This is a genomic window from Sulfurimonas sp., from assembly GCF_041583195.1.
In the GTDB taxonomy this organism is placed as follows: domain Bacteria; phylum Campylobacterota; class Campylobacteria; order Campylobacterales; family Sulfurimonadaceae; genus Sulfurimonas.
Genome location: NZ_JBFHGL010000003.1, coordinates 87,011 through 105,835, shown reverse-complemented (window position 1 = coordinate 105,835; position 18,825 = coordinate 87,011). Strand labels below are relative to the sequence as shown.

The 18,825-nt window shown below is 32.5% G+C and carries 19 protein-coding genes; 5 read left to right on the top strand and 14 right to left on the bottom strand.

The features are described from left to right. Window positions 1–13: 13 nt before the first annotated feature. Window positions 14–790, top strand: a complete 777-nt coding sequence (locus ABZA65_RS03910) for an exodeoxyribonuclease III (protein WP_373070814.1) — start codon at window positions 14–16, stop codon at window positions 788–790. Here ABZA65_RS03910 and ABZA65_RS03905 read toward each other — a convergent pair. The 14 genes from ABZA65_RS03905 to ABZA65_RS03840 form a co-directional block, all read right to left on the bottom strand. Beyond that, entirely contained in the window at window positions 787–1,926 is a 1,140-nt protein-coding gene (locus tag ABZA65_RS03905) for a DUF5644 domain-containing protein (RefSeq protein WP_373070812.1), read from the bottom strand. The genes ABZA65_RS03910 and ABZA65_RS03905 overlap by 4 nt on opposite strands. 82 nt (window positions 1,927–2,008) lie before the next feature. After that, window positions 2,009–2,350: a hypothetical protein gene (locus ABZA65_RS03900; protein ID WP_373070810.1), complete on the bottom strand. Its 342-nt coding sequence runs from the start codon at window positions 2,348–2,350 to the stop codon at window positions 2,009–2,011. Window positions 2,351–2,471: 121 nt separating this feature from the next. Then, window positions 2,472–3,005: a molybdopterin adenylyltransferase gene (gene mog, locus ABZA65_RS03895; RefSeq protein ID WP_373070808.1), complete on the bottom strand. Its 534-nt coding sequence runs from the start codon at window positions 3,003–3,005 to the stop codon at window positions 2,472–2,474. A 16-nt stretch (window positions 3,006–3,021) separates the two neighbouring features. Continuing rightward, on the bottom strand, window positions 3,022–3,543 hold the full coding sequence (gene bioV / locus ABZA65_RS03890) for a pimelyl-ACP methyl ester esterase BioV (RefSeq protein WP_373070806.1): 522 nt from the start codon (window positions 3,541–3,543) through the stop codon (window positions 3,022–3,024). After that, window positions 3,530–5,197 carry an AAA family ATPase gene (locus ABZA65_RS03885; protein ID WP_373070804.1) on the bottom strand — a complete coding sequence of 556 codons (1,668 nt, stop codon included), beginning with the start codon at window positions 5,195–5,197 and terminating at the stop codon, window positions 3,530–3,532. The genes bioV and ABZA65_RS03885 overlap by 14 nt, the downstream gene beginning before the upstream one ends. After that, the gene (gene mtaB, locus ABZA65_RS03880; protein ID WP_373070802.1) at window positions 5,160–6,407 is read right to left on the bottom strand and encodes a tRNA (N(6)-L-threonylcarbamoyladenosine(37)-C(2))-methylthiotransferase MtaB; all 1,248 of its coding nucleotides are present in this window, start codon (window positions 6,405–6,407) and stop codon (window positions 5,160–5,162) included. Before mtaB ends, ABZA65_RS03885 begins: the two co-directional genes overlap by 38 nt. Before the next feature lies 1 nt (window position 6,408). After that, on the bottom strand, window positions 6,409–8,082 hold the full coding sequence (locus tag ABZA65_RS03875) for a mechanosensitive ion channel domain-containing protein (protein ID WP_373070800.1): 1,674 nt from the start codon (window positions 8,080–8,082) through the stop codon (window positions 6,409–6,411). Next, a complete protein-coding gene (aroB, locus tag ABZA65_RS03870; RefSeq protein WP_373070798.1) occupies window positions 8,082–9,131 on the bottom strand; it encodes a 3-dehydroquinate synthase in 1,050 nt (349 codons plus the stop codon). Before aroB ends, ABZA65_RS03875 begins: the two co-directional genes overlap by 1 nt. A 67-nt stretch (window positions 9,132–9,198) precedes the next feature. Then, window positions 9,199–10,605, bottom strand: coding sequence for a COG3400 family protein (locus ABZA65_RS03865; protein ID WP_373070796.1), 1,407 nt, complete (start codon window positions 10,603–10,605; stop codon window positions 9,199–9,201). Window positions 10,606–10,659: 54 nt separating this feature from the next. Next, on the bottom strand, window positions 10,660–11,229 hold the full coding sequence (locus tag ABZA65_RS03860) for a hypothetical protein (protein ID WP_373070794.1): 570 nt from the start codon (window positions 11,227–11,229) through the stop codon (window positions 10,660–10,662). Window position 11,230: 1 nt separating this feature from the next. Further along, window positions 11,231–12,337: a tRNA (uridine(54)-C5)-methyltransferase TrmA gene (gene trmA / locus ABZA65_RS03855; RefSeq protein WP_373070792.1), complete on the bottom strand. Its 1,107-nt coding sequence runs from the start codon at window positions 12,335–12,337 to the stop codon at window positions 11,231–11,233. 10 nt (window positions 12,338–12,347) lie between these two features. Then, window positions 12,348–13,082 carry a flagellar type III secretion system pore protein FliP gene (fliP, locus tag ABZA65_RS03850; RefSeq protein WP_373070790.1) on the bottom strand — a complete coding sequence of 245 codons (735 nt, stop codon included), beginning with the start codon at window positions 13,080–13,082 and terminating at the stop codon, window positions 12,348–12,350. A 2-nt stretch (window positions 13,083–13,084) separates the two neighbouring features. Next, complete coding sequence (locus ABZA65_RS03845) at window positions 13,085–13,858, bottom strand: flagellar motor protein MotB (protein WP_373070788.1); 774 nt, start codon at window positions 13,856–13,858, stop codon at window positions 13,085–13,087. 2 nt (window positions 13,859–13,860) lie between these two features. Beyond that, window positions 13,861–14,622, bottom strand: coding sequence for a motility protein A (locus ABZA65_RS03840; protein WP_373070786.1), 762 nt, complete (start codon window positions 14,620–14,622; stop codon window positions 13,861–13,863). A gap of 106 nt (window positions 14,623–14,728) precedes the next feature. Here ABZA65_RS03840 and glmU point away from each other — a divergent pair, with 106 nt between their 5' ends. The 4 genes from glmU to ABZA65_RS03820 are packed head-to-tail and all read left to right on the top strand — an operon-like array spanning window position 14,729 to window position 18,822. Further along, the gene (gene glmU / locus ABZA65_RS03835) at window positions 14,729–16,033 is read left to right on the top strand and encodes a bifunctional UDP-N-acetylglucosamine diphosphorylase/glucosamine-1-phosphate N-acetyltransferase GlmU (RefSeq protein WP_373070784.1); all 1,305 of its coding nucleotides are present in this window, start codon (window positions 14,729–14,731) and stop codon (window positions 16,031–16,033) included. Window positions 16,034–16,042: 9 nt separating this feature from the next. Further along, on the top strand, window positions 16,043–17,311 hold the full coding sequence (coaBC, locus tag ABZA65_RS03830; RefSeq protein WP_373070782.1) for a bifunctional phosphopantothenoylcysteine decarboxylase/phosphopantothenate--cysteine ligase CoaBC: 1,269 nt from the start codon (window positions 16,043–16,045) through the stop codon (window positions 17,309–17,311). 18 nt (window positions 17,312–17,329) lie between these two features. After that, window positions 17,330–18,007, top strand: coding sequence for a di-trans,poly-cis-decaprenylcistransferase (locus ABZA65_RS03825; RefSeq protein ID WP_373070780.1), 678 nt, complete (start codon window positions 17,330–17,332; stop codon window positions 18,005–18,007). After that, a complete protein-coding gene (locus ABZA65_RS03820) occupies window positions 18,004–18,822 on the top strand; it encodes an A24 family peptidase (RefSeq protein ID WP_373070778.1) in 819 nt (272 codons plus the stop codon). The genes ABZA65_RS03825 and ABZA65_RS03820 overlap by 4 nt, the downstream gene beginning before the upstream one ends. Window positions 18,823–18,825: the final 3 nt, after the last annotated feature.

Genomic DNA, 18,825 nt, shown 5'->3' with positions numbered 1-18,825 from the left:
CAACGGAATAAATATGTCAGACTCAATAGAGATAATTTCATGGAATGTAAATGGTATACGCGCTGTAGCTAATAAAGAAGCTCTTAAATGGATTGATGAGCGTGACACAGACATATTATGCCTTCAAGAGATAAAAGCACTTCCTGAGCAAATTCCAAACGATCTGTTTAATAAAGAATTTTTAGAACTAAAAGTAAACTCAGCAGAAAAAAAAGGATATAGTGGAACTGCCACCTTTTCATCTATAAAATCTGATAAAACATCAACTTCAGAACATATAGATCTTTTAAATGAAGGTAGAATAATAGAGACTCAATATGGTGATACCGTACTTTTTAACGTATACTTCCCAAATGGGCAAAAAGACGATGAACGTCTTGCTTATAAAATGGAATTTTATGATAAGTTCTTAGATCATTGTGAGCAGTTAAAAGATGAAGGAAAATCTATTATTATATGTGGAGATGTAAATACAGCTCATAAAGAAATTGATCTAAAAAACCCTAAATCAAATTCCAAAACATCTGGTTTTTTACCTATTGAAAGAGCTTGGATAGACAAACTTATAGATCATGGATATATAGATACATTTAGATATGTTAACGGTGACGAAGAGGATAGATACAGCTGGTGGAGTTACCGCTTTGGTGCACGTGGTAAAAACGTTGGCTGGAGGATAGACTACTTTTTCATTAGTGAGGATCTGGCAGAAAATCTTGAAGATGCCTTTATACTTGATGATATAGGCGGTTCAGATCACTGCCCTGTAGGGATTAAAATCTCTATTTAAGCGGAAGCTAAAAAGTCAACTTTGACTTTATGCTTGTCAAGACCTAAAACCTCTTTGTCTTTTTCTCCACTTAGCAGCATTAAAAACTGAGAAAAACTGATAATGATCATATCAATCTCTCTACCTGATATAGAAGCTAGTTTGTCTTGATCTTTATCAAACAGACTGATAAGCTGCTCATCTTTTACTATTAAAAAATCTGCATTGTTATCTTTAGCATCTAGCAATATATCTGCGGCAATTGCTCTAAGAAGTTTTGTATTTTGCGTAAAATTTCTTTTTGGCATTTGTTCATGCTGCATATCTGTTTTTATAAACGTTGCCTTTGAATCTATTATATATTTTTCTATATTTAGGTCTTGGTCATCAGCATAGTATGCTATATTGAAATTCTCAAAATACTGTTTTATATCTACATTCTTTTGAGTGTTTGACTCTTCTTTAGATACTGATTCATCTTTTTTCATAAGCTTGTTAAAAAAACTGCTTAAGTATTTGTTTTGCGCTAAGAGAGGCTTTGTATGTTCACCTACAAGTTCAAATAGATATTCAACTTTTTCATCAACTGAATCATCGTAATTAAACATACGCTTTTTTGAAGAAGTATAGTTATATATACCGTTGTTTTCATCAGAAAGTATATTTAAAATAGCTTTTTTGTACTCAGGTTTGTTTTTGATAATATCATAAGCTATAAGTAGAGAATGATCGCCTATATAATCTCTGTTGTAGTTAATACTATTAGATGAATAGTAAAGCAGTTCAAGCTCTTTTTCATATTTAAGCAGTTCATCTTCTTTTAAAAACTGATTAAATCTATTTAGTTTGCCTAAGTAGTCATTTTTATCAATTATCAAATCGTTCTTAGCTCTGAATTTACTTATAGGTTCAATTTTTAAATCTTTACCAAGCTTGTTAATAACATTCTCTATTGACTCTCTTGAGTTTACAAATAGCTTATTTATTGAAACGTTGCAAGACTTTTCATAACCAATCTTTTCTAAAGAATTTATCGCATCAAGCAAATCCTCTACAGTATCATCCTCTTTAAACTTTATAGTGTATTGTTTATAGTACGGTAAATAATCCTGTTTATGGTTAAACTTATAAACTTCTATATTTAATTTATTATCCATTTTATTTTCCTAATTTAATAGCTAAAAAAATTTTATCGTTTAATACTTGAAAATCTTTAAAATCCATGAGCATTGAATTTATTTATGCATCGTGATAACGATGATTTAACTCTTTTGCATACTCTTTACACACATCTTCCGGTGTAGCATGTCCTCTGTACATCTTTAAGATAGCTTTTGTAAAATTTATAGAATACTCTACATAGTGACCTCTGTCTGCTTTCATTATTTTGTCCAAAATCATATACATCTGTTCGTAAGTCTTTAAATCTTCTTTTTTTAATCTATCTAAATTTTCCTGAGCAGTGAGAAGTTTAGTATCATTAAACTCACCTCTCTCATTTCTTGTCTTACGCTCTTCTACATAATCTTTTAAATCTTTTCTATTAACGATATAGTCTGTAAAAAGTTCAACTAGTGTCATCTTATTAACTCCCTCTTATCTAACTTCATTACATTATACAATTGAAAAGTAGCAACAACGTAGCATTATTTTTGTTTTCTAAAGAAACTTCACTTACGCTTGTTTTCTGAAGAAACTGCGCTTATGCTTGTTTTGGTCTAAAAGCTTTTATAACTTCCTCATTTGTTTCAATGTACGGACCTTCAATAAGGTCAATACAATAAGGTACTGCAGGAAACACTGCATCTAAACACTCACGAATAGATTTTGGCTTTCCAGGTAAGTTTATAATTAAACTTTTTCCTCTTATTCCGGCAGTTTGTCTTGATAAAATAGCAGTCGGTACATACTGCAAGCTTACTTGACGCATTAATTCACCAAAACCAGGCATCATTTTCTGACACACATTTTCTGTAGCTTCAGGTGTTACATCTCTTAGAGCAGGACCTGTACCGCCTGTTGTTACAACCAAACAACATCCCTCTTTATCACATAACTCTTTCATTGTAGCTTCGATCTCATCTTGCTCATCAGGAATACATCTGTATACAATTTCAAACTCACTTATTAGATAATCTTTCATTGTATCTTGTATAGCTACACCGCTAATATCATCATAAATACCTTTACTAGCTCTGTCACTGGCAGTTATTACGCCTATTTTTATATCACTCATATTCTCTCCGGTAAAATTAATTCAATTGTAAAAAGTGGTTTGCATCTTTTATATATGTAACTGTAGCTACATTTTTAAAAAACTCTTTTGCAGCTTCTGCATCTACTATAGCATCTTCACCGCCTAAATATACCTCAATATTTATACCTTTTTTGACTAAGGCATTTAAAGCTTCTAGTTCCCATTCATAATCCAACAACTCTTCAAGCTCATCTATAACGGTAGTTGAACGCTCAACTATTTTTTTCTCATAAGGATAAAAGCAAGAGTTTAAAAACTGATTTAGATACACATCTTCATTTTTTCTATAAGCGATAAGCTGAAGGCGCTTAAACTTTGCATCTTTGCTTTGAAAAAAGGCAGGAGAAAGAAGTTGTAATGTATCTACCCTATTCCCGTTTACTATCTGTTTTTGTACAAAATCCAAAGCTTTTATAGCACCATATGAAAAACCGCAAACAGTATAGTCACTTTTTTTTATGTAATCTTCAAAAAGATACTCTTCATTTTGCAGAGAAAAACCACTAAAGAACTTCATCTATATACTCTTTAACACGTTTTTTCGTAATGCTTTCAAACTCATTTAGATCAGCTTCAATCTTTTGAATAACTTTTGATAATGATGAAATAAGTTTAGAAGTATCATCATATAAAGCATTCATTACATTTTCTTTTTCATTCTCTTTTGGATATATATTTTCACCCATAGAATATTCAGTAATCATTTTTTCTACTAACTCTTTAGCTTCATCCAAGTCTTGTTTTGCGCTACTTGAATGCTCATTATACTTCATAGAACAAGCTACAACACCGGCTAAAAGCATTTTAACTCTGTTTTGAAGTTCATGCTTAATAAAAGGTTCATTTGTAGCAGGAGTTAATCTCTCATTACTTAAAATCAATTTCTCAAAAGGTATGTCAAAATATGTAGCTACCATTACTTTTGCAGCCTGATATGTAACACGATACATTTTTTGCTTCTCACTAAGTATTTGAAGCTTTTTCTTTCCAAATACAACTTTGTCTTTTACCTGTTCAAAATGCTCCTGTGTAACTTGCATATCTTTTTGACGAATCGATAATAGTGCAGCTTCATTTACAAGTGCTGCTAGTGATGCACCGTTAAATCCAACAGTCATATTTGCTATAACAGATACATCTAATGAATGAGGTACCTTATCAAGATACTTTGAAAGTATAGATGCACGCTCAATTTTTGTAGGTAGTTCTACAAATATACGTCTATCAAAACGCCCTGCACGAAGAAGTGCTTCATCTAATACATCTATCTTATTTGTAGCTGCGACAACTATAACACCGCTTGAAGCTTCAAACCCATCCATCTCAGTCAACAGTTGATTTAGTGTAGCTTCACGTTCATCATTTCTTTGCCCGTCTCGTTTTTTTCCAACTGCATCTATCTCATCAATAAAAATTATTGAAGGAGCATTTCTTTTTGCAGCTTCAAAAAGCTCGTGTACGCGTTTTGCCCCCATACCTACGTATATTTGAACAAAAGATGCACCGCTTTGATAAAAAAATGGAACATCCGCTTCACTTGCAACTGCTTTTGCAATCATAGTTTTACCAACACCTGGAGGTCCCACAAGTAAAACACCACGAGGTAGACGTGCACCAAAGCTTTTGTAACGCTTTGGATTTTTCATAAAGTCAATGATCTCTTCTAACTCTACTTTAACATCACTAATCCCGCCTATATCATCAAAGCTTACATCACTTTTAATAGATTCTACAACCATACTTTGATTTGTACCAATTGGAGCCGATGATTGTTTAAGAGTAGGAAGATCTTTATTTATTTGCTTTAATAAATATCTAATACCAATTGATCCAAGACCAAGAAGAATAACCAATAAAAACAGATATAAAACTATATTGCTCTCACTCCCAACTTCAACTGTATAACCTTCAAACATAGCAGGATTTACTTGAGATGAAGCAATTTTATAAATACCGTGTTCTGTTTTTAAATAAACAAACTCTTTAGTAGCTGTTACACTCTCAACACTCTTATTAGATAGGATCTTTTTAGCTTCAACTAGAGTAATAACCTCAGAGTTATCTCTAAAAATCGCAAATAAAACTAAAACAACAATAAAAAAAGAGGATACGTAAAGTGCAATTCTATTTGTTTTAAAGTTCGGCATAGTTATTTCCTTTCTTGATCTCATATTTTTCTATATCTATCCAGTTACCTAACATATCTTCATCTGACTTTAGAAGAAGTTTATTAAAGAACTGATCAAACCCTTGATAGAGACCTTCTTCTCTTTGACTCTCAATCAACACTTCAAGGTTTACATTATGCTTTTGTCTAAAATCATAATTTTTTTGCTCAATAATAGCTTCTATCTCATGTAGTCTTTCTTTAGCAATTTTGCCATTTATTTCTGGCTTCATTATGGCAGAAGGTGTCCCATCACGCTTAGAATATGTAAAAGCATGTAGATGTGTTAAAGGTAAATTGTTTAAATTTTCTATAGCTTCATTCCAAATTTCCTGAGTCTCACCAGGGTGTCCTGTAATAAAATCAGTCCCTATTGCAAAACCTTTATCAGATAAAAATTCAAACAATTCTCTGTCTTGCTTATAGACATTTCTTCTATTCATAATTTTTAGCATCTTAGGCGATGTATGTTGCAAAGCTATATGAAGATGTTTCTCTAACCAAGGCTCATCTAAAATCTCTTTAAATTCATCTGTAATTTGAATAGGCTCTACACTGCCCAGACGTATACGTCTAACTCCACGAATCTGAGATATACGCTTCATTAGTTTTGCCATAGACGAGTTGTTGCCTTTTCCATAGCTACCTACATTTGTACCTGTAAGTATAAATTCTCCAAAACCATTAAGTGCAAGACGTGAGATTTGTTCTAAGATCTTATCTTCATTCATACTTCTTGCATCACCACGAACAAATGGAATTATGCAGTATGAACAACGAAAGTCACAGCCTTCTTGAACTTTTATAAACGCTCTACTCTTTCCTACAAAATCATCTACTATTGCGTTATCAATATGATTTAGATCACCTGGATTATAGTATGGGTTCTCTGCTGAGAGCAGACTATCTATCTTTAATTTCTCACTTTGACCGAAAACTCCGTGAACACGACCAGATGAGAGTAAACTCTCACCCTTCGTATGAGCTCCACATCCAGTTAAAAATATTTTTGCATTTGATGTTTTTTCTATATGCGATATATAAGTTCTAACATGAGAATCAGCTCCGTTTGTTACGGTACACGAGTTTATAACTATTGCATCTGCTTCATCTTCATTTTTAGTAACTTCATACTCTTTTAGTGCAGAGATCATCACTTGTGAATCATAAAGATTTGTGCGACAACCGAATGTTTTAAAGTAAACTTTTTTCATTTTACTGACTTACCGTACCTTCATCACTAGCTACCGGCATTATTGGTTTATCTTTAGCCGAAGCTTCTAAATGTAGCATTTGAGTTGGGTAAGCAATTGTAATGTCGTCTTCTTGATTAAATGCATCTATAATCTCCGTACTAATAACACTTCTAAGTGTTAAAGTAGCATATGCATTTGTTAAATACCAAGCTTCCAAGTTTATACCGTTACTTTCTATAAAAGAGAAAATTCTAGGTTCTACACTTGTGTTTTTTAAACTGTAGTGGTGTCTAAGTTTATTTAACTGTTTTCTTGTAATATCCGTATAACCTTTTGAGTATTTTTTCGTTATATCTTTAATTATACTCATCGCTTTTTTGTGATTGGATTCAAAAGTGATAGTTATTTTAACACCATCCCATACCGTCTTTAATGATGAGTGTGTATAGTTTGCTATCATTCTTGTGAAAATGTAGTTATTAGGTATAAATATAATCCTACCTGCACGTCTATTATGCATAACTGATGTAAGCGTAATATCTTCCATGATAGTCATACGCATAGGTGATATATCAAGAACATCTCCAACATACAACATACCATCCATATCTACTCTGATTCTATCACCTACATGTATACTTCCACCAAATACGATAACCAACCATCCTAGAATAGACATAAACCAGTCTTTCATAGCGATGGCGATACCGGCTGACGCAAAACCTAAAATAGTTACAAGATAACTTGCATTCTCAATGTAGTTAAAAAATACAATTAAGATGATCAGTGTGAAATTACTGAAGTTTATAGCTTTATTAGCCATATAGAAACGTTCGTTGTCTGTAAAATATTTTTTTAGTGCTAGTTTTAATAAAAAGAAAATTACAAATACAATAGAAACCAATATACCGATTTTGATTAGCTTATATACTTGTTGTTCAATCTCTTGGTTAATATTTAGCTCTAAAACTTCTAATCTTCTTTCATACACCTCTACTGCAGCTGATATTGTACTAAGTGCATTTTTAAAACGTTCAAGCTGTTTTTGTTTAGTTACAGCCTGAGCTAAATATGTTTTTTCTTTATCAAGTTTTTCAATAGATTTATATATTTCACTCTCACGCTCTAGCAGTTTAATAAGCTTCGTTAACTCCTGCTTGTTATTCATATATGCATCAAAATCAGAATTAGCTTTTTTGATGTATGAAATACCTGTAAATATATCAAAAGGGTTTGATATCTGAGGTGCATCATCGATTTCAGGAGGAGTAATAAGTTCAGAAAAAGGTGTAGAGTAGCTGTCTTTTAACTGAGATACTTGAGCAGCTAATATTTTTTCTTTTGCTTCTAATGCTCTAAGTTCCTCTTTTGCAGCTTGATCTTTTTTCTTTTTAGATAAAAATGTAATTCTTTGTCTAATATCATCCAAATTCGACTTAACTTCTAAAGCTGTAAGATAAGTAGCATAACTTTTAGTCCAAACTTTTTCTTTTGAAATTTCAATATCCAAACTGTCTAAAAGAGCAAAATATTTTGCTATTTTGATGTTATTAGCTTCTTGAGTATTTACTTCATTTGTATAATCACCGCTTTGAGAATATTCTTCGATAACATTCGCATCTTTATTTTCAGCTGCAAAAGTTGATATTACGGAAAAAAAGATAAATGAAAATACTAATAATTTTTTAACCATTATCTATCCTCAAATTTTTCTAAAACAGAAATAACTAAATTTTTTGAACACTCATCGCTAATAACTACATCACCGATACCTTTTGGAATGATAAAAGTTATTTTAGAGTCTGAGCTTTTTTTATCTAAAAAGAATGCATCATAAAACTTGTCTATATCTTTGATCTTATAATCAACCGGAAGATCATACTTCTCAAGCAAAAACTTAATTGCTACAGCTTCATCGTTGCTCATCAAATCCATTGAACAAGCCAGCTCATTAGCCATAACCATACCGATAGATACAGCTTCACCGTGTAGATATTTTTCATACTTTGTCTCGTTCTCTATAACATGCCCAAAAGTATGCCCGTAATTAAGAGCAGCTCTAATTCCCTGCTCTTTTTCATCTTTTGCTACAACTTCAGCTTTAGTTTTTACAGCTTTTGTAATAGCTTCGATCAAAGTCTCTTGATCTCTCATATCAGCATCTTGTAAAAATTCAAAAAACTCTTTGTTAAATGTCACGGCCATTTTTACAATCTCTGCAAAACCTGCACCAAATTCTCTTTTTGGAAGCGTTGTTAAAAAGTATGGATCGATATATACAGCTTGAGGCTGATGAAAAGCACCCACTAAATTTTTTCCGTATTTGTTGTTCATACCAGTTTTACCGCCTACACTGGCATCAACCTGAGATAAAAGAGTAGTAGGTATCTGTATAAAATCTATTCCGCGCTGATATATACTTGCAGCAAAACCTGTCATATCACCTATAACACCGCCGCCAAAAGCTATAAGAAGTGATTTTCTATTAAATTTATTTTCAAAAAGAGCATTTAGTATTTTATCTATACTCTCTTGATTTTTGTACTGTTCACCATCAGGCAATGTAACAATTACCAATTCTTTTGCACTAACTTTCTCTTTTAAATAGTCTAAATGCAAGTCAGAAACCGTTGTATTTGTAATAATTGCCACTTTTCTATCAAAATGTAGTTTTGGAAGTGTGTCTATTGTTATATCGTACGAATTGTCTATTGTTTTCTTAAGGGGAATATTTACCTGCATTATCTATCCAAACATAAAATTTATTATTTGATAGATAATACTTAAATTATGCTAATACTTTGCTAAATTACAATTGTACTGGTATAAAAATCTGATGATAATCGTCAAGTTTATGATAAAGTCTCTCACTATCTGTTGATAAAAAAGAATAATATGATTTTTTTGTCAACTTAAAAGTAAAAGGAAGAATATGTATAAAATCATCTTTTTGTCTTAGAACATTTATAGGATTTTCATTCTCTTTTATCACTTTAATGCTTTTAGAAAAGATGGTAGAAAGGTTATAATAGTGCTCTATTACCTGCTCTTTTTGAGCTTCATGTTCATTTTGATAATCATACAAGTTAATATTAAAACCCATTTGTTCTGAAATGTCATATATAGTTGTAGAAATTTTTTCAAGATCTCTGTTGTCACTTAAAATAAGTGCAGCATCTTTAACCGCAGAGAAAGATTTATCTGCCATTTTTAATACCGGTACATGAGATTCGTAAAGCATATTTCTTGTTTCTGTATGGTTAAATGTCTCTTTAGGCACAATCACAAGACCTACATGATAGTTTTGTATATCATCAAAAAAGCTAACATCTGTCGGAGTATTATCGTACTTTATATCGACTATAACATCTAAGCTCACCTGCTCTTTAATATGTTGAATAATATCTATATCACTTGGATTTACAACTCTTATAATTAAGTTATGGTTGAATTTTTTATGTATAAAAATTGAACGTCTGATCAGCTCTTTAATAGTCTCTTTATTTGAGAGATCCATATCTAAATATAGATAAATATTTGAGCCAAAAGGTTCAGGAAATTGACCAAGCTCACGTTTAATAGCACGATAAACAGATTTTAAAACTGCCGGCTGACCTACTAAAACAAGCAAGTCGTTTGGCTGTATCATACGTCTGCGTGAAGGCATTAAAAGTTTTCTGTTTCTATACATAGCAACTATACGCCAGTCTTTTTGCTCAATTACTCCAATATGTCTGTATACAAAAGAGCTTCCAAACGGAACTAGTACTTCCATAATTTCACCCTCGCCTATACCGACATTTTGTGCAATTACAGGAACGTTTGGAAGATAGTCAATCAACCTTGAAGCAACTATCTCTTTTGAATCAACAAGTACAGTGTCAGGGTCAGTATTTTCGATACCCCAGCTGTCAAGTAAAATTATCCTAACTTTGCTCTTTAGGGATCTTATATTTTTTAGTGTGTATTTTGCTTCTGTTTCATCATCCATTAATATGATAACTTGTACAAAGTCCATTTTTAAAATATTTGCCAACTTATGAAGACTTGTAGGATCAAATTCGAAAAACTTAAAGCGAGCAGGATTATACTCTTCATACTCGACCGCTTTAGTTTCTACAACATAATATATGTTTTCTGATGTATGTGTTTGGATAACCCTGTTTACAAAGTGCTTTCCAATATCACCATCACTTATTATTAATATTTTTTTCACTTTATACTTACTTTTTTTGTGAGTATTATATCATTAAATCTATCTTTGATGAAATTATCTTTTTTGAACGTCTTTTAGTTTTATCCACATTTGTGATTCAGACCTTACCCAAACTTTATTTATAAAAAAACCGGTTATTTTTACCCAGCCGTCACTTTTTTTATTTGATGTAAAGGAGGTCTTGTTTTCCCATTCTTCAATAACTTTTCCATTTATAGAATCGTATATTTTTGCATTGTTTTTCAATCTGTATGTAGATGGGTTAGTATTTATAATTTTATGTGCATTAAATTTGTCTTTTAATACTAATTTTGGAAATTTATTTGGTTTATCAGTATCTATATCTTTGCAAACAGAAATTTTTACCTTTTCTACAACTTTATCTTTATTTTTTTGACTTTTATAAATAAATAGTTCATTTTCTTTGGCTTTTAAAAGTTTTTTATATTTATCCAGTTGCTTTTCAAGTTTTACTAACTTTGAATCAGTCTCTAAGTTTGTATCTTGACACTCTTGATATTTTACTCTTAACTTTGTAATATCTTCAACTATAGACTCTATTCTTTTTATCTCATCAGCATTTAAAAAACCAACTATTAAAATAAGCAAAAGAAAATATTTCAATCTAAACCCTTTTTAACTTTACACCCATCTCAACATGATTAGTATATGGAAACTGATCAAATAAAGCCATATCAACTATCTTATGTGTTTTGCATAAAACTTCCAAGTTACGTACCAATGTCTCAGGATTACAAGAAATATAAATAATATTATCCTGTCTTGCACTAAACTCACAAGAAGCCAAATCCATTCCACTTCTAGGAGGATCTACGAAAATTGTATTTATACTATAATCATTTATATCGATATCTTTCATTCTTCTAAATTCTCGTACACCATCAAGCGCCTGAACAAACTCTTCAACACTCATACGTACAAATTCTATATTATCTACATCATTAAGCGCCATATTGCTTTTTGCTGCATTTATAGATGACTTCGAGATCTCGGTTGCAAGTACTTTATTAAATCTGTTGGCAAAAGGTATTGTGAAATTTCCTGCACCGCAATAAAGTTCTAACAGATCGCTGTCTGTATCTTCAAGTGAAGATATAGCCCACTCTATCATCTGCTCATTAACTTTTGCGTTTGGCTGAGTAAAACTGTTTTCTATATAGTTAAACTTATAAACTTCATTATTTATATTTAAATTCTCAGTTATATAATCTTGTCCGATCACCAGCTTTTGTTTACGGCTTCTTCCTATTATGTATATACCGAGCTCATTTGCAATCTTCTGTGCTAAAGATTTCCATTCGTCATCGAGTTTTCTGTGATATAGTAAAGATACTACCATCTCGCCGTTTTGAGAGCTTAAAAAGTCTGCTCCAAATAGTTTAAAACCAATACCAAATTCTTTTATCTTATCTAAAAGTTTTGGCATTATAGATTGAATATGTTCGCTTACTTGTGGACATTCTTCTATTAAGACCACACCTTTATGTTCCAAATGATTCATAGCATAATGGATCTCATCTTCTACATGCCATATTTTAAACTCTGCACGTGAGCGGTAATTTTGTGTTGGAGATCTGTATATTTTTATATCTGAGTTATAAAAAGCACCAAATCTTTCTTGATTGATTTTTAATTTCTGATCTAATTGTGCTTCATATCCATCTGCATATATTTTACATGAACCACATTCGCCAAAATGTTTACATTCCAAAGTTATTCTCCTATTTTATTGAGGCTATGAGGTTTCCGATAAGTAAGTTCCATCCATCTATAAGGACAAAGACAAGTATCTTAAATGGCAGAGATATCATAACAGGTGGGAGCATCATCATACCCATTGACATAAGGATAGATGCAACAACCATATCTATTACCAAAAACGGTAAGAATAGTAAAAAACCTATTTCAAAGGCTGTTTTTAACTCACTTATTACAAAGGCAGGTATCACTACAGAAAGTGGTACATCGGCTACGCTTTGCGGATTTTCCATCTCCCTAATTCTAAAAAAAAGAGCTAAGTCTTTCTCTCTTGTGTTTCTAATCATAAAGTTTTTAAACGGGAGTGCCGTTTTGTCAAAAGCCTCTTCATAGCCGATCTTCTCTTCTACATATGGCTTTATACCTTGCTCGTATGCTTTTGTACCAACCGGTTCCATCACAAAAAAAGTAAGTATCATAGCAAGCATTACTAAAACCTGTGTAGGTGGAACTTGCTGTGTACCCAAAGCTTGACGTAAAAAACCAAACACAATAACAAATCTTGTAAATGTTGTCATAACAAGCACCATAGATGGTGCTAAAAATAAAAGTGTAAGTACAACTAATACATTTAATGAACTAACTAACTGCTGCGGCGTATCAGGAGAAGCCAAGTTGAAATTCATAGTAGGTATAGTTACAGCCTCAGCTCCTAAAATTGAAACTAAAGCCAATAAAGAAAAGATTATTCTAATCATTATTAAGACGCGGCCTTATCTAATACTGATCTTTTAACTTTTGCCTCATTTTCATTTTTAGAGCCGTAAAAATGTATCTCAACACGACGGTTTTTTTCTCTACCGCTTTTTGTTTCGTTAGTAGCTTTTGGCGTAAACTCTGCAAAACCTGCTGCACTGATACGTTTTGGATCTACACCGTCAAGTATTAACTCTTGAAGTACAGATATACCCCTTGCAGATGATAGTTCCCAGTTGTCTTTATATGGAGAGTTCTTACTAGGCGGAATATTATCTGTATGACCTTGTACACTGATCTTTACTGTATTTGGCATCTCACCTATCAAAAGAGCTATACGTTTTAAAAACAGTAATGCATCTTCATTATATATAGTTGCACTTCCTGGTTTAAAAAGAAGCGATGATGGAAGTTCTATCTTGAACCCTTCTTGAGCTTCTTCCATAGTTATAGTAGGGCCATGACCCTTTTCCATCATCTCATTTGCATCTATAACAGCTTGAGTTACCTTATTTACCTGTTGTGAAGTTTCATCTCTAGCTTCAATAGGTGTAGACTCTTGAATACGCTGTTTTGATATTTCAGTTTTTATACCGCCCTCAAGTACACTCATAGCACCTGAAAGAGATCCAATTGCCTCAGAAATTTTCTTAGCATCCATACTTGACATTGATAATAACAAAACGAAAAAACATAAAAGCAGAGACATAAGATCTCCAAATGCGGCTAACCAAGCCGGCAAACATTTTTCACATTCTGGACACTTTTTTCTTGCCATTATTAAATACTGCTTTCTCTATGTTCTGGTGGAAGATAAGCTAACAGTTTGGCTTCAAGATCTCTTGGTGCATCTCCATCTTGAATAGACATAATTCCAGTTAATACTATCTCTTTAATAAGCATCTCATCTGAACTTCTAATATCAAGTATATTTGCCACTGGAGTACCAAGTACATTTCCGATAATAGCACCATACATTGTTGTAAGTAAAGCAACCGCCATTGATGGTCCGATTGCTGAAGGATCAGCCATATTTAAAAGCATTGCAACAAGACCTATAAGTGTACCGATCATACCAAATGCACCTGCAATCCCAGCCCAAGTTGAAAATATTGAAGAGTGTGCTTTGTGACGAGCCCCAGTTTGCTCCATCTCTATCTCTAAAAGAGTACGGATTGTGTCAGGTTCACTTCCATCAATTGCCATTGAAAGACCTTTTCTTAAAAAGTCGTTTGATTCATTGTTAGCATCACCCTCTAATGCTAACAATCCGTCTTTTCTGGCTTTTGATGAATAAGCTACAAGCTTTTTTATAAGTTCTGCAACATCCTCTTCAGGCGGTTTTACAGCGATCATAAAAACTTTCATAAATTTTTTCATCTGCACCGGTTTAAATGCGATCATCAGTGCTCCCATAGAACCACCGATAACAATTAATACAGATGGAATATCGATATATGCTCCAATACCAACACCCATAGCCATCGCACCTGCTAGAAGCGCGAGAATTAACACTAAACCAATGACTGTACCTAAATCCATATAATAGCCTCTATGAAAAATAATTCTCTTATAATACCACTTTACTTTAAAATTATCTCTTAAATGTTAAAATTCTATCACTAAAAAATTATAAAGAAGTTATAAAATGGATAAAAACAATATCAGTATAGTGATCCTAGCGGCTGGTCAAGGTAGTCGTATGAAGTCAAATAAAGCAAAAGTTTTACATAATATTTGTGGCAAACCTATGTTATATCATATTATAAAAGCTTCAAAAGAGATCAGTAACGATATATCTGTTGTTATTGCACACCAAAAAGAAAAAGTTCAACAAGAGATGGAGAATTTTTTTACTGATATTCACTTTGTAGTTCAAGATGCAGACAACTTTCCAGGCACTGGCGGTGCTATGAAAAACGTAAAACCAAAGAACGAAAAAGTGTTAGTTTTAAACGGTGATATGCCACTCATAAATGCTGATTCACTTCAAGGTTTTATAGATACCGATGCAGACATTATAATGTCTGTTTTTGATCTGCAAAACCCTGATGGATACGGACGTGTAAAAATTGAAAGTGGAGAAGTTCAATATATAGTAGAACAAAAAGATGCTGATGCTGATGAATTAAAAATATCAACAGTAAATGCTGGAATATACGCATTTTCTAAAGATGTTATTGATAAATATATCCCACTTTTAAATAATGACAATGCTCAAGAGGAGTACTACTTAACAGATGTAATCTCTATGGCAAAAAAAGACTCTTTGGTGATCAAACCTTTAATTGTTGATGAAGAGTATTTTAAAGGTGTTAACTCTAAAAAAGATTTGAGTGATTCTGAAATTATTATGCAAGACAGAATAAAAACACACTGGATGATGCAAGGTGTTATTATGCAGCTTCCTTCAACTATTTATATAGAAGAGAGTGTTACATTTGAGGGTGAGTGTATAGTTGAAAATGGATGCCGTATAACTGGAGATACACTTATAAGTAACGTACATATAAAATCAGGCTCTGTTGTAGAAGATTCTGTTGTTAAAAATTCAGACATTGGACCACTTGCACATATTCGCCCTGCTTCATATATAGAAGATACTCATATCGGTAACTTTGTTGAAGTTAAAAAAAGCTCTCTAAAAGGTGTTAAGGCAGGACATTTAAGCTACCTTGGTGATGCTCAGATAGATGAAGGCACAAATATAGGTGCAGGAACAATTACATGTAACTATGACGGTATAAATAAATACAAAACTATTATAGGTAAAAATGTATTTATAGGAAGCGATTCTCAACTTGTAGCGCCTGTAACTATAGAAGATGATGTTATGATAGCAGCTGGTACAACTGTTACAAATGACAAAATAGAAAAAGGTGCTTTAGCTATCAGCAGAAACAAAGTGAAAATTGTAAAAGATTTCTACTATAAGTTTTTTGGAAAAAAATAAGGATTTAATATGCTTATACCTACTACTTTACTAAAAGATAAAAAAATACTTTTAGGTGTAACTGGTTCTATTGCAATCTATAAGTCATTAGAGCTTATAAGACTACTTACAAAAGCCGGAGCTGAAGTTAGAGTTGTGATGACTGCTAGCGCTAAAAAATTTGTAACTCCGCTTACTTTTGAGACGTTAACATCAAACAAAGTTCTTGATGACACAAATGAAGACTGGAGCAATGATTTTAATCATATAAAAATCGGCGAGTGGGCTGATCTATTTGTTATAGCTCCTGCGTCTGCAAACACGATTGCAAAACTTGCAAATGCTATAGCGGACAATATGCTCCTGCAAGCTGCCCTAGCCTATCCAAATAAGAAATTATTAGCACCATCAGCAAATACAAATATGCTTTATAATCCTATAACACAAGCAAATTTAAAAATGTTAGCACTTGCGAATTATGAGCTTATAGACACTCAAACAAAAGAGTTAGCTTGTAAAACTGAGGGTAACGGTGCTATGGCTGAGCCTATAGAGATATTTTGGCAATGTGCAAAAGCTTTGTTAAAAGATGAATTTTGGAGTGACAGACGTGTAATTGTAACTGGTGGTGGAACAGTAGAGAAGATAGATGACGTTAGATATATCTCAAACTACTCAAGCGGTAAAATGGCATCAGCTATGGCAACAGCACTTTACTGCAAAGGCGCGGATGTAAATCTAATCTCAACAAGACGTGAGAGTGATTTAGCAGAAGATATACATACAATCGATGTTTATGACAGTAGTGAAATGTTAGAATATTTAAGTGACTCTATCCGTATTGCAAAAAAAGGAAAGCTATCAAAAGCATCACTGATGGATTCTGAACAAATACATCTAATACAAAAAAAACCATATCTTTTTATGGCAGCAGCCGTTAGTGACTATATTCCAAAATTTGCACAAGAGGGAAAACTAAAAAAAGATGCTCTAGGTGATGAATGGAATCTAAAACTAACTCAGAATATAGATATTTTAAACTCAATAGATAAGACGGATATAACTACAGTAGGTTTTAAAGCGGAAATGGATTCTGAGAATGCACATAAAAATGCTACTAATATGCTTGATAGAAAAGAGTTGGATGCAGTTTGTCTAAATATTTTAAAGGACTCTAACAGCTTTGGAAGTGATACAAATAAAGTAGAATTTATAAAAGCCGACAAAATAGAGTCTATTGATCACGGTGATAAACTTAGTGTAGCATTTGAAATACTTGAACACGCAAAAAATATATAAAAAAGATATAATGTCAAAATGAATCAAGCAAAACATATAGCAATTATCATGGATGGAAACGGCAGATGGGCCGAGATGAAAGGTAAGAAGAGAGTTAAAGGGCATGAAGCTGGTTCTGAAGTTGTTCGTGAAATTACAGAGTTCTGTGCCGCTCATAATGACATTGAACGTCTGACTCTTTACGCTTTCTCAACTGAAAACTGGAAACGTCCGCGTCTTGAAGTTGAATATTTAATGAAACTTCTTGAAAAATATCTAAAAAATGAGCTTGAAACATATATAAAAAACAATATTCGTTTTGAACCAATCGGAGATTTAAGAGCTTTTTCAAAATCTCTGCAAAAAACTATAAACGAAGTTCAGCAAAAAACTGCACATTGTGACGGACTTGTACAGTCATTAGCCCTAAACTACGGTGCTAAAGACGAACTTCTTCGTGCTATAAACAATATAAAATGTTCTGAAAACGACATCACTGAAGAGATGCTTTTAAACGCTCTTGATTGTTCACACGATGTAGATCTTTTGATCCGTACAGGTGGTGATCACAGAATATCTAACTTTTTATTATGGCAGTTAGCATATGCGGAATTGTTTTTTTGTGACACATTGTGGCCTGATTTTTCATCTAAAGAGCTGGAAAAAATTATCAAAGAATTTAAAAAAATTGAGAGACGCTTTGGAGGTCTAAAATGATTGAGCTTATTTTAATATTTATATTTGGAATTGTTTTTGGTTCTTTTTTGAATGTAGTAATACTTAGAGTACCAAATAACGAAAGTGTTATATTCAATGCCTCACACTGCTACTCTTGCGACAATAAATTAAAACCTTGGCACAATATTCCTTTATTTTCATGGATTTTCTTAGGTGGGAAGTGTGCATATTGCCAGAGTAAAATATCAAAACAATATCCAATAATAGAACTTGTTTCAGGTCTATTATTTGTAGCATTAGCGCAAAAACTAACTATCTCTATTCCAACAATATTTATATACCTTAGTTTTACAATGCTATTAGCACTATCTATGATAGATTTTAAATACAAGATGGTACCAGATTCATTAAACCTTTTAGCTATACTTTTTGCGATTATAGGTGTGTGGAGTATTAGCAGTCTTATTGAGAACTTTACAAATGCTCTGCTAGTTGCAGGAGGATTTACACTTCTTAGATTTGCACTCTCTTATATATTAACCTCATTAGCCAGAATAGAAGCAGATAAAACACTAACACCTTGGACAAAATACTATCAAAGATATCCGTACATTGAAGCTATGGGTGAAGGCGACATAATGGTAGCCGCAACAATGGGTGCACTACTAGGTGTTGAATTAGCTCTTGTAGCTATCTTTTTATCTGCTATATTAACACTGCCTATAATGGTAATGGTTCATAATAAAAGTGCAGAAGAACAACGTGTACCTTTTGTACCATTTTTAGCACTTGCAACATTTATAGTTTATATTTATGATTCACCTATTATGAGATATATAGAGGCAAATTACTAACGA

Coding starts and splice junctions, on each gene's coding strand:
- ABZA65_RS03910 (WP_373070814.1), top strand. CDS start 14: ATGTCAGACTCAATAGAGATAATTTCATGGAATGTAAATGGTATACGC.
- mtaB (WP_373070802.1), bottom strand. CDS start 6,407: ATGAAAAAAGTTTACTTTAAAACATTCGGTTGTCGCACAAATCTTTAT.
- aroB (WP_373070798.1), bottom strand. CDS start 9,131: ATGCAGGTAAATATTCCCCTTAAGAAAACAATAGACAATTCGTACGAT.
- glmU (WP_373070784.1), top strand. CDS start 14,729: ATGGATAAAAACAATATCAGTATAGTGATCCTAGCGGCTGGTCAAGGT.
- ABZA65_RS03845 (WP_373070788.1), bottom strand. CDS start 13,858: ATGGCAAGAAAAAAGTGTCCAGAATGTGAAAAATGTTTGCCGGCTTGG.
- fliP (WP_373070790.1), bottom strand. CDS start 13,082: ATGATTAGAATAATCTTTTCTTTATTGGCTTTAGTTTCAATTTTAGGA.
- ABZA65_RS03875 (WP_373070800.1), bottom strand. CDS start 8,082: ATGGTTAAAAAATTATTAGTATTTTCATTTATCTTTTTTTCCGTAATA.
- ABZA65_RS03905 (WP_373070812.1), bottom strand. CDS start 1,926: ATGGATAATAAATTAAATATAGAAGTTTATAAGTTTAACCATAAACAG.
- ABZA65_RS03885 (WP_373070804.1), bottom strand. CDS start 5,197: ATGAGATCAAGAAAGGAAATAACTATGCCGAACTTTAAAACAAATAGA.
- ABZA65_RS03825 (WP_373070780.1), top strand. CDS start 17,330: ATGAATCAAGCAAAACATATAGCAATTATCATGGATGGAAACGGCAGA.
- mog (WP_373070808.1), bottom strand. CDS start 3,005: ATGAGTGATATAAAAATAGGCGTAATAACTGCCAGTGACAGAGCTAGT.
- ABZA65_RS03840 (WP_373070786.1), bottom strand. CDS start 14,622: ATGGATTTAGGTACAGTCATTGGTTTAGTGTTAATTCTCGCGCTTCTA.
- ABZA65_RS03820 (WP_373070778.1), top strand. CDS start 18,004: ATGATTGAGCTTATTTTAATATTTATATTTGGAATTGTTTTTGGTTCT.
- ABZA65_RS03900 (WP_373070810.1), bottom strand. CDS start 2,350: ATGACACTAGTTGAACTTTTTACAGACTATATCGTTAATAGAAAAGAT.
- bioV (WP_373070806.1), bottom strand. CDS start 3,543: ATGAAGTTCTTTAGTGGTTTTTCTCTGCAAAATGAAGAGTATCTTTTT.
- coaBC (WP_373070782.1), top strand. CDS start 16,043: ATGCTTATACCTACTACTTTACTAAAAGATAAAAAAATACTTTTAGGT.